Below are 16043 nucleotides of genomic sequence, written 5' to 3'. Positions count from 1 at the left end.
CCGCAATAGCCTTTGTAGCGTAGCCATGCCTTTCAAACACAATACCAGCCGCCGCCATCATATTGAGAAGATGAAGTTCAGGGTGACGAACTGGCCAGAATATGAGGCAGGACTTCGTCATCGCGGCAGTTTGACCCTGTGGGTGACGCCGGAAGCCCTGTCCAGGTGGCAAGCGCCAAGACGCAAGACCCGTGGCGGCCAGCACCGCTATTCTGATCTGGCGATCGAGACCACCTTGACGCTGGGCCTTGTGTTTGGCCTGCGGCTGCGCCAGGCAGAAGGCTTGCTGGAATCGGTGCTGCAACTGATGGGGCTGGCGCTCGCTGTCCCCGATCATACCACCCTGAGCCGTCGGGCGCGGAAATGGCAATCGCCCAACAAACGGCATGATCGCCAGGTTGCGCCGGAGGGACCAGTGCATGTTCTTGTCGACAGCACCGGCCTGCAGGTCTACGGCGCGGGTCTGGCTGGAGGAGAAGCACGGCGCCAGATCCCGTCGCAGTTGGCGCAAGCTGCATCTGGCACTGGATGCCGACAGCGGCGAGATCATTGCCCATACCCTGACTGATCAGGACACTGGCGATGTCTCTCAAGTGAGCCACTACTCGACCAGATTGGCGGTCCGATCGGACAGTTTACTGCTGACGGCGCCTATGACGGAAAACCGACTTACGACGCAGTCATCGATCACAGCGCTGCCGCCGCAATCGTCATTCCGCCTCGCGTCAACGCGGTCGAACCATTCGACGATAGACCTGCCGGCCAAAGGGACCAGCATATCGCCGCAATCGGCAGAGACGGCCGGATGAAATGGCAGGTCTCCAACGGTTATGGCAAACGCTCGCTGGTCGAGACCGCCATAGGGCGATACAAGTCCACCATCGGGCGGCGTTTGCGGGCACGGTCGCTTCCCGTTCAGCAGACCGAAGTCGCCATCGGCTGCGCCGTCCTCAACCGCATGCTTGCCTGCGCACGCCCGAAATCCGCCCGCCGCAAGGCGGCCACAGCATAGTCTGCCGCTTCAAAGATCGACATCCGCTCAAGTCCGGACCCATGCACCAACGCCGTCCATATGCCACTTGCCGGTGACGGTCCGCTTGCGTTTGTTGAAACGCTCCAGAAGCTGGGGCGAGAAGTGGACGACCCAACGATGCACGGTGGAGTGGTCGACGTTCAGGCCTCGCTCGGCCATCATCTCTTCCAGATCACGCAAGCTCAGATTGTAGGCCAGATACCACCGCACGCACTGAAGGATCACGGATCGATCGAAGTGCCTGCCTTTGAACATTGAGCGCTCCCGAAAATCGAAGAGCTGTCATGCCCCAGTCAAGTTACCGAAAAGTTTGCGACACATCCCCGATGGCGGCATCACCTTCAAATCGGCCGTAGCTGTCTTTGGTTGATAAAGGCCGCGTTGTTTGGCGTACTTTCAACGCGATGCCCTCTCCTTGGCCTTGGCACGTTAAGTTTACGATGCCGTCGCCGGAGTTCCGCTGGCTCGAATTCCATCATTGATGGGAAGGCGGTTTCATCATTCACAGCTGCCGGGGCTCTTCCTCGTGCGGCAAACGCCTCCTCAGCCGGTCTTGCAGCGCCTGCCGATCAGCGACGAGGTCGTCAAGGGGCAGCGGCTGGTGGTCCGGCCCCTCCCCGCCGATCAATCGTCCAACCAGCGCCCACGTGCCGTCCAGCACATAGACGCCGCAATCAACAAGGTTGTCCTGCTGGGCCATGGCGGGTGTCACCAGGGTAGCCTTCATGATTTCTGCTAGCTGTTGTGCAATGCGGCGGTTGCAGTGCCCGGCGGAGTCGTAGTGATAGGCGACCGCTCTTTCCCGGTTGCGGCGATCAACGAACAGCAGTGACCAATGGGTGCCGAGGGAACTAAGATCATCAGGACTGGCATTGTTCACCGGCAGGAACAGGAAGTCGGCTGTGTCGTTGTCGCGACCATAGATGCCCTGCAATCTGCTTTGCACCTGCTGCTCGTCCAGGTGGGGCGAACGCAGTTGCACGGATATCAGCCCTTCCAGCAGCCGCGTCCGGGCGGCGAGCGCTGGATTGGCCCCCTGCAGTTCCTGCTCCAGCAACAGGTAATCCCTGCCGATATGGGCGTCGCTCAGGTGTTCGGTGGCGCCGAGCACCGTCGCCTCGGCCAATGCGGTCGCATCCAAGGCTTCGATCTCAGCATCGGAGGAGGCGGTCAGATCAACCACGGGAACACCGCGATAGGTGTCTGACAGCCCGGCCGTCACTGGCGAGGCGGGTTGGGGAGCCCTTGCCGGTGGCGCTGGCGCAGCTTCACTCATCGGCGAAAGTCGACCGCGATGGACGGGCTGAACGTCATCGGACCCTCCCGCCCCCGGGACGGCGGCGGACCCTGTCCCGTGCATCATGGGCTGCCACTCCGTGTCGCGGAGCATCTGCCCGCGCGGACGCACCGGTGCAGAATGAGCATCATCACGCAAGTCGGACGGCGTGGGCGCATTCAGATCAACAAAAGATTGAAGGCCGCCGAAAATGTCGGAGCGAGCCCGGGCAGAGGGCGCTGGCGCAGCAGCTTCCCCGACGCGCCTCGCGACCGCGTCTTCGGGACGAGGAACAGGGGCAATATGGCCCCCAGATCCCAACTCTCCAGCGCCCGATTGCCGCAGTTGCACCAGCGCGGCGCGGATCCCTATGTAACCACCGGGATAGAGCTTGGCGTCATCATCCAGCGTCTTGTCGTTGAGCCGAGCGGCAATGCCCGTCTTTCCATTTTTCTGCAGGAAATCACTAAAACGTCTAAGAGCAGATGAGTACCTCATGACTCTATCTCTGTCGGCGTTTTTCGCAGACGGAGTTGCATTGTACAGTTTGATGAGGGCTTCGTCCTGGGGATAGGGATTGCGGAGAGCGTGTCCTGCAATTGGCACGCCGCCGGCCTTCGCAGTCTTGACATGGCGCATCGACGCTTCGAGGGACGGACCACCCGATCGCTCGTACTGCTTCAAATCCTGTTTCAGTGACGCCTCGTCAAGGCGAGTAGCAAAGCCCTGCTTTCCGCTGTCAACGAGCCAACGAGCGAACTGCAAAAGAGGATTTACATTGTACTTGAAGGTGGTCTCCGCTACCTTGCCCTTGCGGAGCGCTTCCTCCAGCACTCCGATAAGGGACGCATCTTTGGAACAAAGAGCACGCCTGTCGCCACCCACGGTAACCAGTGTTGAATTTTGGGTCACATTGGAAGGACGCTTGAATCCGTCAAGATCTTTCTCCGGCGCATCAGGGTTGTTGATTCGGCCCCGCCCGATCTGCGCTTCGTTGACAGCGGGCCGCAACCAGGTGGCGGGCTGCATCAGCACGCGAGCGCTTGAATTACCGCTTTCGCTCAGCAGCCCCTGAACGGCGACTTCTTGCCGATTGTTTAGTGTCCTCTGCCTCTTCGCCGGCGCGCCATCCTCATCGGCCCGATCCGCGGCACTACCCAAAAGCCGCTCCTCACCGAAACTTTGCACGGGCAAGTGGGCCGCTGATGGTAACGCCGGTTCTTGGATCCGCCGCTGCACCAACTCCTCGCCCAACCACGCCAAAGCTTCATCGTCCGAGGAGGCTGGCACGGGAGAAAGCCCCTGCGGCGCGCCGGGTTGTCGAGCGCCCTGGTGATGAACCGGTACTGGCCCGGTAAACGGCGGCGGAAAATCAGGCGCTGGAACCCAAGCATTGAGCTCGAATGGTGTGGGCGGATTCTGATGGACCATTGCCTCGAACCCGCCGTCCTGCCGCCTCGGCAGGACGTTGCTCCCGGCCAACTCGTCCGCGGCCGACTGGTAGTCGTGGCGCCCGTTCAAAGCATGAACGGCTCCTGCAGAAGCCGGCGGCTGATAATGGCTCGCACTTGACCCTAGAGATGGCAGTGGGCCGGCCTTATCCACTCCCTCCCAAAGTAGATCCTGATCGTAATCTTCCATAGGAACGACGGATCGCGAAGCGATAGCGTCATGCGGGGCACTGTGCTGCGCAGTGGCGCCTCCGATGCCTCTAGGCTCCGACTGCAGCCTTGGGATGTATTCGGACTCGCTCCCGGGCATCAATGCGCCCACCTCGTAGGTGGAGGGCTGGATCGGCCTGCGGCCGCCTAAATTGCCGATCCCGCTCAGCTGCTGCTGAATGGCGACGGCTGGCGGCGCATTCAGGTTCCTCTGCCGCTTCGCTGGCCTCAACAGCGCTGTGGAATGTTCATTGTTGATGTTGACCCACTCGGTTGGCAGGAGGTTGCCCCTGTCAGGCGCGCCAGGCGCGCCAGGCGAGCGGCGAATCTGCTGTTCGCTAAGCGCTAACGACGGCCGGGCGGCAGCCTGAACCCCAGCGTGCCGAGAGCCGGCTGCTCCGAAAGCGCCCGCCCCGATGCTGTTAAGGTTATCCGGCCCAGCGGGCAACTTCCCTGGAGCGATGAAAAATGACGGGGCTGGTTGATTATCCTGCTGTGCCCGAAGCTCCTTTGGCCAACTGACAGCTTCCTGCGACGCGCTGTGCTGCGCAATCGCCTCGCCGACCCGCGTCGGCTCCATCAGTGCCGCGTCCACGGGAATAGGAACGAGGGGAACCCGGCGCTCGAGCTCCATCGCTTTAACGCCGGCCTGCGATTTTCGGAGATCAGTCAGTGCGTAACCGATGTTCCGATGACCACCGGCGTCCTCTTTATAGCCCTTGACATCTCCATCCAGCTTCTTGCCGGAAAGCCGACCAGCAATGCCCTCCTTGTTGTTTTGACGCAGGTAGTCACTGAAGCTCCTAAGATCAGCTGCATACCTCTTGCCGGTATTTGTCGCCACTTCGTTTTTGTACTCATCGATCAGGGCCACATCCTGAGGATACGGAATCAACTCAGCGCAGCCTGCGATCGGCACGATTCCGCCCGTCGACTGCGAGGTCCGGAGATGATCTATTGCCGTAAGGAGTGTCTTGGGATTACGCTTTCCGATGAACTCGCGCGCATCATCGGCCAGCGACTCGTGATCGAGCCGATCCTTAATGGTGTCTTTGTTGTTTACGAAAAGCCAGTGGCCAAAGCGGAGAAGAGAACCTAAATAGAACTTGGTGGTGTTCTCGGCGGCGTTGCCCTTGATGAGGGCCGCCTCAAGGGCCGAAATAGACTCAGAATCCCCGGGGTGAAGAGGGCGATTGCTGAGCCTTTTCACAAACTGAGGCGGCTGCGGCGCCGAGCCGGTCGGCATTGCTCCACCACCTCCACCTGAATTGGCGATCTCGCTCAGTTGCCGCTCAAACGCGGCCGCACCTGCGAACGGAGCCGCACGTGAGCTATCTTGCAGGCCGGCCCTGTTCGATTGTCCGCGCACCCGCTTGGTTGAGGTGAAATCCATCCGTTCTCACTTTCAGCAATATAAGCGCGTTTGAAGCTGGGCTTGCATCTGACATAGAGAAGCTGTCGAGAACCTGACGACAAGTGCCCGCTAAGACGGATGTGCTGCAAAGTTTTCGGCAACCCTTCGGTGTTTTGCCGGAGGGCTCAGACGTTCAAGCCCAGCGGCTAATGAAGACGATTTCAGTCTGAAGGCGCGCTGCCTTCATGACCGTCGAAGACAACGATGCGGTTGACGCAATGAAGCTCCTTGCAAATCCGAACGGATTCGATCCCGCGATCGTGGCTGATGAAGCGGCGGCGTTGGCGTGGCAGCGCTCTTCAAGGTGGCCTCGGACAAGAGGCTTCGGAAGTCGGCCTCGATCGCGGGATCGAATCCGTTCGGATTTGCAAGGAGCTTGTTGGCGAAACGCCAGAGGAAGTCGCGGCTAAGAATTTCTTGAGAGCCGGAGCGCTGGAACCGCTACCTGACGACGGTAGCTCCCACCAGAGCAACACGAGAAGCCATCGCAACGGCGTTGGTGCATGGGTCCGGACTTGAGCGGATGTCGATCTTTGAAGCGGCAGACTATGCTGTGGCCGCCTTGCGGCGGGCGGATTTCGGGCGTGCGCAGGCAAGCATGCGGTTGAGGACGGCGCAGCCGATGGCGACTTCGGTCTGCTGAACGGGAAGCGACCGTGCCCGCAAACGCCGCCCGATGGTGGACTTGTATCGCCCTATGGCGGTCTCGACCAGCGAGCGTTTGCCATAACCGTTGGAGACCTGCCATTTCATCCGGCCGTCTCTGCCGATTGCGGCGATATGCTGGTCCCTTTGGCCGGCAGGTCTATCGTCGAATGGTTCGACCGCGTTGACGCGAGGCGGAATGACGATTGCGGCGGCAGCGCTGTGATCGATGACTGCGTCGTAAGTCGGTTTTCCGTCATAGGCGCCGTCAGCAGTAAACTGTCCGATCGGACCGCCAATCTGGTCGAGTAGTGGCTCACTTGAGAGACATCGCCAGTGTCCTGATCAGTCAGGGTATGGGCAATGATCTCGCCGCTGTCGGCATCCAGTGCCAGATGCAGCTTGCGCCAACTGCGACGGGATCTGGCGCCGTGCTTCTCCTCCAGCCACTGACCCGCGCCGTAGACCTGCAGGCCGGTGCTGTCGACAAGAACATGCACTGGTCCCTCCGGCGCAACCTGGCGATCATGCCGTTTGTTGGGCGATTGCCATTTCCGCGCCCGACGGCTCAGGGTGGTATGATCGGGGACAGCGAGCGCCAGCCCCATCAGTTGCAGCACCGATTCCAGCAAGCCTTCTGCCTGGCGCAGCCGCAGGCCAAACACAAGGCCCAGCGTCAAGGTGGTCTCGATCGCCAGATCAGAATAGCGGTGCTGGCCGCCACGTGTCTTGCGTCTTGGCGCTTGCCACCTGGACAGGGCTTTCGGCGTCACCCACAGGGTCACTATCTACCCCGCCCGACTATGTCGGGTAGCTAGAGTTCTGCCCACGAATCCAAGGGTTTATGCGATAACATGTAGAGATAGTTTGTAGCCCTTCCGGCAATCCAGCTTGGAAAGGGAGCAAACAATGAAGTGTTTCATCAATGATGATTTGGCGTTGTCGCGGCCACCAGAGGGCCCGGTGGCGAGTTATATCGTTCCGTTTGCCGAATGGCTCGGTGATCGAGGCTACGGTCTTGTTTCCATGAGGAACCAGGTGCTGCTGGCCGCAGGCTTTAGCAAGTGGCTCGGGCAAAAGGGGATTGAGCTAAGCGACATAAGTGGAGACCATCCTGGGCGTTATTTGCTGGACCGAGCGCAGCGGCCAAAGCTTGGAGATACCGCCGCTCTTCGACATCTACTGGGCGTTGGTGCGCGGATATGAAATCGAACGCATTTCGATCTTTAATGTAGTTGGTTATGCCTGCGTGACTTGACGCCGGATAGACTCCGGGCGTGCCCATGCCAGCATGCGGTTGAGAACGATGCAACCGATGGCAACCTCGGTCTGTTGAGCCGGAAGAGAGCGTGCTCGCAGGCGCCGTCCGATCAGCCCCTTGTATCGTCCGATGGCTGTTTCGCTCAGCGCCCGCTTGCCGTAGCCGGTGGCTGCCTGCCATTTCAGCCGACCGTCGCTTGCGATTGCGGCAATGTGCTTGTCCCTTTGACCAGGCGGTCCGGCATCACGGCTTTCCACCGCCGTGGAACGCGGTGGAATGACGATGTTCGCGGTTGCGCTGTGCTGCAGGATAGACCGATAGGTTGGCTTGCCGTCATAGGCTCCGTCGGCTGTGAACTGGTCGATCTCGCCGTCGATCTGATCGAGAAGCGGTGCCACCTGGGAAGGATCATCCGTGTCCTGATCTGTCAGCCTTTGGGCAATGATCGCGCCACTTTTGGCATCCACTGCCAGATGCAGCTTGCGCCAGTTGCGACGTGATCTGGCGCCATGTTTCTGCTCCAGCCATTGCCCGGCGCCGTAGACTTTCAATCCCGTGCTATCGACAAGCACATGCAGCGGGCCGTCCGGCAGCGGCGGGTTTCGTCGGGCTGATGGCTCCCACTTCTGTGCCCGACGGCTCAGCGTCGTATGATCTGGAACTGGGACTTTCAGCCCCATGAGATCCAGCAGCGAGTGAAGCAATCCCTCGGTCTGGCGCAGCCGCATTGCGAAGACGCAACCCAGCGTCAGCGCTGTCTCAATGGCGAGATCGGAATACCGGGCTTGGCCGCCGCGGGTCTTGCGTCGCGGAGCGCGCCATCCCGCCAGTGCCTCCGGCGTTACCCATAAGGTCAGGCTACCACGCCGGCGCAGACCTGCTTCGTAGTCACGCCAATTCGTCACCCTGAATGTCATCTTTCCGACGTGATGACGACGATCTGCGTTGTGTTTGTACGGCATGGCACTCAAATCAAGCTGATTTCGATCCTGCCTGCCTATCGCCAAACCGTTGACAAAAGATCCATGCACCAACGCTCCGCTGCTACCTCAATTTCCTTACCCCTCAATCAATGTGACAGCACCCTTGCGACAGCTTCACACGTTGCAAAAGCGAGTAAGAGAGTGGCGCCGACAAGCCGTGCAGCGGCTTATCGGCGAGGTCAGCGGCCTTGCACCATACGTCGCGCCAAATCCCGCACGTCTTGCTGCGGGTAACATTCCTGATGAGGCACTCGGTAACAAAATTAGGTGAGGCAACACGACACCCGTGACATGTCGCCTGGCATTGTCCGATGTACGACGATGTTGGAGATGCGACATAGCCGGTTCGATCGATTGCCTTATAATTCAACGAGTTTTTCCTTTGGCACGCATATTGCTCCCGGTCATCAGTAACGCGTCACGGACCGATGATATCGAAAATGTTAGCACAATGATTTCTGCCGGGGCGACATCCGGCCTTACTACAGCAGGACCATCCAGATGCAGAAAAGGAAGAGGCCGTACTCGCCGAGGAATAGTCGAGTCAGGGCTGCATAGGCAGTTGTTATCGGCGCGGATGCCAACTCTTCAATCTGGTCCACCCGACCAGTTCCTGGATGTCCTCAAAGAGCGCCCTGTCATGGTGACTGCGGCCCCGGCTGCACCCGCGTGCAGGCTCCTCCGAAGACGCTCGGCGCTCGCTGCTGCAGACCGGCGATGAGAAGCCAAATCCAAACATGCGTCTTCCGAAAACCCAAAGAGGTGAACAGATATGTACAAAACCGGCGCTTTGACGCTCGCGCTATTAATTCAAGGGGCATCGGGATCGGTAACCGCTCGGGCGCTGGACAATGGTCCGAATGGTGCACCTCCGCCGCTGGCGCTGAGCGATTTTGAGCGGGCACTGACGATAAACGATCGCTATGGCGGGCTCACCGTGAATGTCCCCGAGGGGCCGTTCTGGCTGACTCCCGACGCGTTCATATACCGCGCCGGACTAGCCACGGCGAGCAGCAGTTCATGCGGGTCGATGCTGCCACGGGTGTGAAGCAGCCCGCCTTCGATCAGGCCCGTCTGGCGCCACTCAGCTTCCACGCCAAGGGGCGAGACGGCAAGACTGATATCTGGGGCGTGATCCACCTGCCAGCCAATTTCGATCCGACGAAGAAATACCCGGTGATGGAGGATATCTACGCCGGGCCGCATGGCTCTTTCGTGCCAAAATCCTTCTCAAGGCGGACAGAGCCGCTCACGCAGTTGGGCTTCGTCGTTGTGCAGATCGATGGCATGGGTACCAACACCGCTCGCGCGCCTTTCATGATGTTGCCTGGAAAAACTGATGGACGCAGGGCCAGTCGGCATTGAATATTCGCAATCCTCCTCCATCGACAATGCTCACAGGCTGCAGGGCAAGCCGATGATCGTCGTCGGCGAAATGGACCACAATGTCGACCCGACCTCCGCTTTCCAGCTTGCCGACCGGCTCATCAAGGCGGGAAAAGATTGCGACATGGTCTACGTGCCTGGCGCCGATCACGGTGCGCCAGGCACCCATCGCCAGTACAAACTCCTGCAGTTCTTCGTTCACAACATCCTCGGGCAGACCCCACCCAACTGGAACGCCACATGAATCGAGTTGCAGAAGTGGTGGTGTCACATTGATTGAGGGGTAAGGAAATTGAGGTAGCCGCGCGCCCATGACCGTGAGTGCACCGACCTACAAGAACCACCGCTATCCGATCGAAATCGTGGCGCGTGCTGTCTGGCTCTACTTCGACTTCAATCTGAGCCTGCGCGATGTCGAGGAAATGCTGCTCGAACGCGGGATCGTCGTTTCCTACGAGACCATCCGCCGATGGTGCCGAAAGCACGGCCCTGATTATGCGCGCCGCATACGCCGCAAGTCGCCGACGAAAGACGATGTCTGGCATCTGAATGAAGTCGTGGTTCGCATCAACGGTCAGACCCTGATTGAGGCTGTAAGGCGTACGTTCGAACGGCGGGGGACGGCACTGCCCGCAGATATTCCGATTGGGCTGAGTGATGAATTCACGGCGGCCTGGAGCGTTCAATGGCAAACCTTTCTCGGCCGCGAGCGCATGGCTGCCGCGCCGGAGACGTTCGCTGCCGTTATCGTCGATCTCCGTCTGTTTCTGCTTCCGCTTGTTGATGCTGGAAATGACGAACAGAGCTGGTTGCCGGCGGACACCGGTCTAAAGAAAAAGAGAATGCTCTGTCAATCCAGGCATTCTATTTTGGGAAGGCAGTAAGTTTGTGGACGTCTTTTCGCTAAATAATAGTCTATTGGCTCAATATACCGGATTTGCCAGATCCTTTACACGGATACGTTCGTCAGAAATTCTGGAGAAGGTAACCGATCTCTACGCCGGGCGTCGTTTCTGGCCTGAACCCATAATTCAGCTTAATCCGCACTATGAAGGTGGCGGCTCGGTCCAAAGCCTTGTTGGCCCAAAAGGGCTGATCGATGATTGCGCTCAGATATTCCGGGACTCACGCGCCGCTGCCGGCGCCTCCGACAAGACTCTGAAGTTACGTCGCCATCAGGAGCAGGCAATTGGCCTTGCACTGGACGGAAAGAGCTTCGTCGTAACGACCGGCACCGGGTCGGGTAAGTCCCTTTGTTTCTTTATTCCGATTGTTGATGCCGTTGTTAAGGCGAAGCGGGCTGGCGAGGATGCGCGGACCCGAGCGGTAATCATCTATCCGATGAATGCCTTGGCTAATAGCCAGCTTGAGGAATTGAAGAAATTTCTCGCAGATCAAAACCATGCAGTGCCCGTGACCTTCGCTCGATACACCGGTCAGCAGAATTCGGAGGAACGGGAGCAGATAAAGAACAATCCCCCGGACATTTTGCTCACCAATTTTATGATGCTCGAGCTTCTGATGACGCGGCAGTCAGATCTTGACCGACGTGTCGTGGAAAATTGTAGCGGCCTTCGATTTATTGTTCTTGATGAACTACATACGTATCGAGGGCGCCATGGGGCAGATGTTGCGATGCTGATGCGCCGTCTGCGGGCGCGTGCTGGCGATCCCCGGCATCCGCCGATTTGCATTGGCACCTCGGCAACAATGGCCAGCGAAGGCGGCGAAGAAGATCGCAATCAGGTTGTTGCTGATGTCGCGTCCCGCTTATTTGGGACGAACATCGGCCGAGACGCGATCGTTACAGAAACCTTGCGCCGCGCGACGGATCCAGATCAATCCGCTGACAGAGGGCTATCTCGACTGAGTGACGCTGTGGTCAGCGCGGCTTCAGGTACGCCCTATTACGGGAAATCAAATGGTGAGATCGCTCGTGATGATCTTGCCATCTGGGTAGAGACTAGGCTCGGCCCTCGAGAGGTAGACCAGAAGCCGCAGCGGGCGCGCTCCCTATCGCTGAAGACGGCGGCGGTCCTACTATCTAGTGAATCCGGCGAAGCCGTCGAGACATGCGAGCTGGCATTAAAAAACGCGCTACTGGCGTTTAGCTTGCCGGAGAAACTCCGAGGCCATAGCGGCGGCAGTGACGAGCCTCTTTTCGCGTTTAAGCTACATCAATTTATTTCAGGCGCAGGTCGTCTGTACACGACCCTCGATCCCTCGGGTTCGCGCTCGGTCACATTTGATGGACAAATCTTCGATCCGGAAAATCCGACAAAAAGACTATATAGCGCTTATTTCTGCCGGCGGTGTGGGCAGGAAAACCATCCCGTCACGCTGGTCGACGACAATGGCGCAAAATCATTTGAGAAGCGTGAGATCGATGATGTCCCCCTCAATGATGACGAAGAGGCTGAGGGCATCGTTGAACGCTGGGGCTTCCTTATGCCCGAGCCCGTGGATGGCGAGTTCACGTTCCATGGTCGGGATGAGGACTATCCCGAGGCTTGGCTTGAAGAAACAAAATCGGGCGAATTGCGGTTAAAAGCGACGTACCGCAAGACGAGGGCTGAGCTTGTATCGGTGCTTCCGGACGGCACCTGCGGCAATGACGGCCAACGAGCCTGGTTCATGCCGGGTAAGTTCAAATTCTGCCCGGCATGCGGGGAGCACCACAGCGATTCAACTCGTGACATTAACCGGCTCGCCGCCTTGGGCGCCGAGGGGCGCAGTTCGGCGACGACGATTATTATTGCGGCCATCCTGCGTTGGATGAACGATACGGAAAACTCCATCCCGGCGACGAGACGCAAGCTCTTGGCCTTCACTGACAACCGACAGGATGCCGCCCTGCAGGCCGGGCATTTCAACGACTTTCTATTCGTCACGCTGCTACGCGGCGCGATTCTGGCAGCCGTTTCCCAGGCCGGTGATGAAGGGTTGCAAGAGGATGAGGTCGGCAAGGCGATCCAGCGAATGCTGGGCTTTGTGGTATCCAATGTATCTCGGCGAACCGAATGGTTGGTAGAGCCGGATCTTAGGGGGGCCAAGCTGCTGGCCGTTGAAAAGGTGATCCGCGAATCGCTGACGCATCGATTCTGGATCGAGCAACGGCGGGGGTGGCGTTACACGAATCCCAATCTCGAGCAGCTTGGGTTGATCGAGGCGCGCTACATTTCCCTCGATGACCTCGCACACGACGACAAGGAATTTGAAACCTACCCTTTGTTGCGAGCGGCTTCAGCTCTCGAACGTCAGGCGGCGCTTCGGGTGTTGTTGGACGTGATGCGCAAGGGCTTAGCAGTCGAATGTGATGCCCTGGATCGACTGAAGATCGAAAGCCTCGCCAGTCGAATGCGGAGCGCAATCAAGGCCCCATGGATACTGGATGAGGAGCGCTTCTTGGCAGCCCCGGTATTCATGCCGAAGCCGCCAACCCGCCGTGAGATGTCGCCGAAAGACGAAGAGTTGATTCTTCGGGGCAGTCCGACCAGCACGATCGGCCGGCAATTTCGGTCGATGACCTTCGGTGGCAGACGGGCAACCGGTAAGCAGATCACGGAAATTGTCGAAGGCTTGTTGAAAGCAGCAGGTCGTTACGGGCTGGCGACACAGGTCGTCTCCCCTGTTGGCGGAGATGGTTGGCGTCTGGTGCCGTCATCGATCACTTTTGCGCTTTCAGCAAATCAAGCTCCGGATCGGGACAATCCTTTTTTCCGTGGTCTGTATGCACATATCGCGACGCTTCTGGCCGACGGCGGCGAGGCAATCTTCGGCTTCGAAGGCCGAGAGCATACGGCGCAGGTTGAGGGTGATCTACGAGAGATCCGCGAGGCTCGCTTTCGTTATGGCATAGACGACCGGCAACTTCTGATCGACCAGGCCGAACGATTGAAGGAGCTTCGAGAAGATAGCCGTTTCCTACCAACCTTGTTTTGCTCGCCAACCATGGAACTCGGCGTCGATATCTCCGCGATGAACGTCGTCTACATGCGAAATGTGCCCCCAACGCCAGCGAACTACGCTCAGCGCGGTGGGCGTGCGGGCCGCAGCGGTCAGGCAGCCTTAATTGTCACCTATTGCGCGGCACAAAGCCCGCATGACCAATACTTCTTCGAGCGTCCAAGCGCGATGGTCGATGGCGTGGTGCTCCCGCCATCTATTGATCTGAAAAATCACGAACTTGTCGAAAGCCATCTTCACGCAGAGTGGCTGGCTGCCAGTGGAGCGGCATTGTCGGCGTCGATCGCCGATAACCTCGACATGACAGTTTCCGGCAAGCCTCTCTTGCCGCATCACTGGAACCGGGTGTCTGCTGACGAGGCAAAGAGTGCCGGTGCAAAGCGCGTTGCGGCCGTTCTGTCAGCTGTCGCTGATGACTTTGGCGCCACGCCACCGGAGTGGTTTGTTGGTGTTGATGCCAATACAAACCGGGTCGTTGCTGCCGCGCCTCAACGCCTTGCCGATACCTTTGACCGGTGGAGGGATTTGTGGGCTGCGGCCGAACGGCAGGTAGAAGACGCGGCACATACTCTAAAAGATTATTCGATCTCACCGCAGGAACGCCTTGCCGCAGAAACACGGCAAGCGGCTGGAAACACCCAGATAAAGCTTTTGCTACGGGGGGCCGAGGGCCAAGGCTCCGATTTCTACGTGTACCGGTATCTGGCAACGGAAGGGTTCCTGCCTGGCTATAACTTCCCACGTCTCCCTATTATGGCGTTCGTGCCAGGTGATCAGGGCGGAAAAGGACAGCGGTATATTCAGCGTGCACGCTTTCTGGCGATCGCCGAGTTCGGGCCAGGCAGCCTTGTCTATCACGAGGGGCGTGCCTATCGGGTCGATCGCGCCCTGTTAAAGGAGGTTGGTGGCGAGCAAGATGGATTGCTCCCGACATTCAGCACGGCAATTTGCCCAGCCTGCGGTGCCGCCCATGACGGAGAGCCGCCAGAACGCTGCCACGTATGTAACAGCGCTCTGAACAAATCGAACATAACGAAGCAGCTTCATCGGATCGAGAATGTTGGTACGCGCCAAGTGGAGCGGATAACCGCCAACGACGAAGAGCGTCGTCGCCAAGGCTATGAACTCCAGACGACCTTCTCGTTTCGAGACCCGAGCGACGTCAGATCCCGAGTGTTTGAAGATTCAGAGGGGCAAATATTCTCCGCGGAATTTACGCCTGCCGCACAGGCGCGTCGTATCAACCGGGGACTCCGCCGCCGCAAGGACATCAGTAAGATCGGGTTTTTGATCGATCCGAAAAGCGGCTATTGGGCAAGTGACAACCGAGCGCAGGACGCGGAAGAAGGATCACCGATCAATAGTCGGCAACCCATCACCCCGGTTGTAGAGGACCGGAAAAACGCGCTGCTCATCCGGTTTCCTGCTGCTTGGTTGGCTGCTGCTGGAGACGAGGCGGAGGCAATAGTTGCTACGATCCAGCATGCTTTTGCGCGTGGCATCGAGGCCATTTACCAAGTGGAAGAAGGCGAAATCCAGGGACAGCCGACGCCCTCAAGAAAGGATCGCCGAGCACTGTTGTTTTACGAGGCCGCGGAGGGTGGCGCCGGGGTCTTGTCCAGGTTGGTCGAGGATGGCAGTGCCTTTCGCGCCGTTGCGAAGAAGGCGCTGGAGATAATGCACTATGCTCCGGGAAGCCTCTCAGCGGCTGCGGTTAGTGGACCGAAGGCACTGGAAAATGTTGAGGACTCTCACTGCGTAGCGGGCTGCTATCGCTGCCTGTTGTCCTATTTCAATCAGCCCGATCACGAATTGATCGATCGTCGGCGTGAACCTGTGCTGCAGATGCTCATCCGACTTTCTTTCGCAGAAATGCGCCATTCCGCCCCCACATCACAGTTTCAAACGTAAGCGTCATCAACTGCCCACCTCGTATGATCGGGGAGTGACGGATACTCTTGTCGATGCTTCACTCTCCGCTGTCCAGTTGGTCATGGCGCGCTTCCCTGACCACGAAACAGCACGCTAACAAATCCGCGACCAGCGCGAATCCCCCTGCTGACCTGCCACTGAAGTGTCATCCAGCGGCGATTAGAGCCTCGGCTGTTTTGCTCCGATACCCTGATCCGGCGCCTGGCCTTGTTCAGTGCCTTTTCCTGAGGTGCCGGCACGTCGACTGCGCTCCGCGGCTGCGCGACTCCGTCAGCTCCTGCTGTCGATCTGGCCGGCCGGCCGCGCCGACGTGACTTCAAATTGCCACGAAGCCTGAGGTGATCGCGCCACTCGTAAAGACGTTGGCGACTGACGCCAACCTCATCTGCCAACTTGCTAACGGTTTCGCCCGCCTCCATGCGCTGGAGAAGCTCCAGTTTTTGGTCCTCATCAATAACTCTTTGCCGTCCGGCCATGCCCCAGTTT

The 16043-nt window shown here is 58.8% G+C and carries 6 protein-coding genes and 5 pseudogenes; 6 read left to right on the top strand and 5 right to left on the bottom strand.

All coding sequences use genetic code 11. The features are described from left to right. The first annotated feature begins 25 nt into the window (after window positions 1–25). A pseudogene (locus tag HB778_RS36580) lies at window positions 26–1012 on the top strand (IS5 family transposase). Between the two features lie 54 nt (window positions 1013–1066). Here the strand turns inward: HB778_RS36580 and HB778_RS36575 are convergent. The 3 genes and pseudogenes from HB778_RS36575 to HB778_RS36565 form a co-directional block, all read right to left on the bottom strand. Beyond that, window positions 1067–1288 (bottom strand): annotated as a pseudogene (locus tag HB778_RS36575) (IS6 family transposase); the annotation flags it as partial. 247 nt (window positions 1289–1535) lie between these two features. Continuing rightward, entirely contained in the window at window positions 1536–5363 is a 3828-nt protein-coding gene (locus tag HB778_RS36570; protein ID WP_244662108.1) for a Ulp1 family isopeptidase, read from the bottom strand. A gap of 567 nt (window positions 5364–5930) precedes the next feature. Then, window positions 5931–6817, bottom strand: a pseudogene (locus HB778_RS36565) (IS5 family transposase). Window positions 6818–6938: 121 nt separating this feature from the next. Between HB778_RS36565 and HB778_RS36560 the strand changes: the two are divergent. Beyond that, entirely contained in the window at window positions 6939–7235 is a 297-nt protein-coding gene (locus HB778_RS36560) for a hypothetical protein (RefSeq protein WP_244662107.1), read from the top strand. Window positions 7236–7268: 33 nt separating this feature from the next. Here the strand turns inward: HB778_RS36560 and HB778_RS36555 are convergent, their stop codons facing one another. Continuing rightward, window positions 7269–8252 (bottom strand): IS5 family transposase, encoded by a 984-nt coding sequence (locus HB778_RS36555; protein WP_183454911.1) that lies wholly within the window; start codon window positions 8250–8252, stop codon window positions 7269–7271. A gap of 793 nt (window positions 8253–9045) precedes the next feature. Here HB778_RS36555 and HB778_RS36550 point away from each other — a divergent pair. The 4 genes and pseudogenes from HB778_RS36550 to HB778_RS36535 all read left to right on the top strand — a co-directional run bounded on the left by HB778_RS36550 (window position 9046) and on the right by HB778_RS36535 (window position 15536). Next, window positions 9046–9321 carry a hypothetical protein gene (locus HB778_RS36550; RefSeq protein ID WP_183454717.1) on the top strand — a complete coding sequence of 92 codons (276 nt, stop codon included), beginning with the start codon at window positions 9046–9048 and terminating at the stop codon, window positions 9319–9321. A 32-nt stretch (window positions 9322–9353) separates the two neighbouring features. Beyond that, window positions 9354–9903: pseudogene (locus HB778_RS36545) on the top strand (alpha/beta hydrolase family protein); the annotation flags it as partial. Window positions 9904–9970: 67 nt separating this feature from the next. After that, a pseudogene (locus HB778_RS42215) lies at window positions 9971–10237 on the top strand (IS6 family transposase); the annotation flags it as partial. A gap of 310 nt (window positions 10238–10547) precedes the next feature. After that, on the top strand, window positions 10548–15536 hold the full coding sequence (locus HB778_RS36535) for a DEAD/DEAH box helicase (RefSeq protein WP_183454940.1): 4989 nt from the start codon (window positions 10548–10550) through the stop codon (window positions 15534–15536). Between the two features lie 80 nt (window positions 15537–15616). On the opposite strand, the gene HB778_RS36530 is transcribed toward HB778_RS36535, so the two are convergent. Next, window positions 15617–16033 carry a helix-turn-helix domain-containing protein gene (locus HB778_RS36530; protein WP_183465551.1) on the bottom strand — a complete coding sequence of 139 codons (417 nt, stop codon included), beginning with the start codon at window positions 16031–16033 and terminating at the stop codon, window positions 15617–15619. Window positions 16034–16043 lie beyond the last annotated feature (10 nt).

It is taken from the genome of Mesorhizobium huakuii (assembly GCF_014189455.1).
In the GTDB taxonomy this organism is placed as follows: Bacteria; Pseudomonadota; Alphaproteobacteria; order Rhizobiales; family Rhizobiaceae; genus Mesorhizobium; species Mesorhizobium huakuii_A.
The sequence above is the reverse complement of the archived record's forward strand: the minus strand, read 5'-3'. Positions and strand labels throughout refer to the sequence as shown.

Coding starts and splice junctions, on each gene's coding strand:
- HB778_RS36570 (WP_244662108.1), bottom strand. CDS start 5,363: ATGGATTTCACCTCAACCAAGCGGGTGCGCGGACAATCGAACAGGGCC.
- HB778_RS36560 (WP_244662107.1), top strand. CDS start 6,939: ATGAAGTGTTTCATCAATGATGATTTGGCGTTGTCGCGGCCACCAGAG.
- HB778_RS36555 (WP_183454911.1), bottom strand. CDS start 8,252: ATGCCGTACAAACACAACGCAGATCGTCGTCATCACGTCGGAAAGATG.
- HB778_RS36550 (WP_183454717.1), top strand. CDS start 9,046: ATGTACAAAACCGGCGCTTTGACGCTCGCGCTATTAATTCAAGGGGCA.
- HB778_RS36530 (WP_183465551.1), bottom strand. CDS start 16,033: ATGGCCGGACGGCAAAGAGTTATTGATGAGGACCAAAAACTGGAGCTT.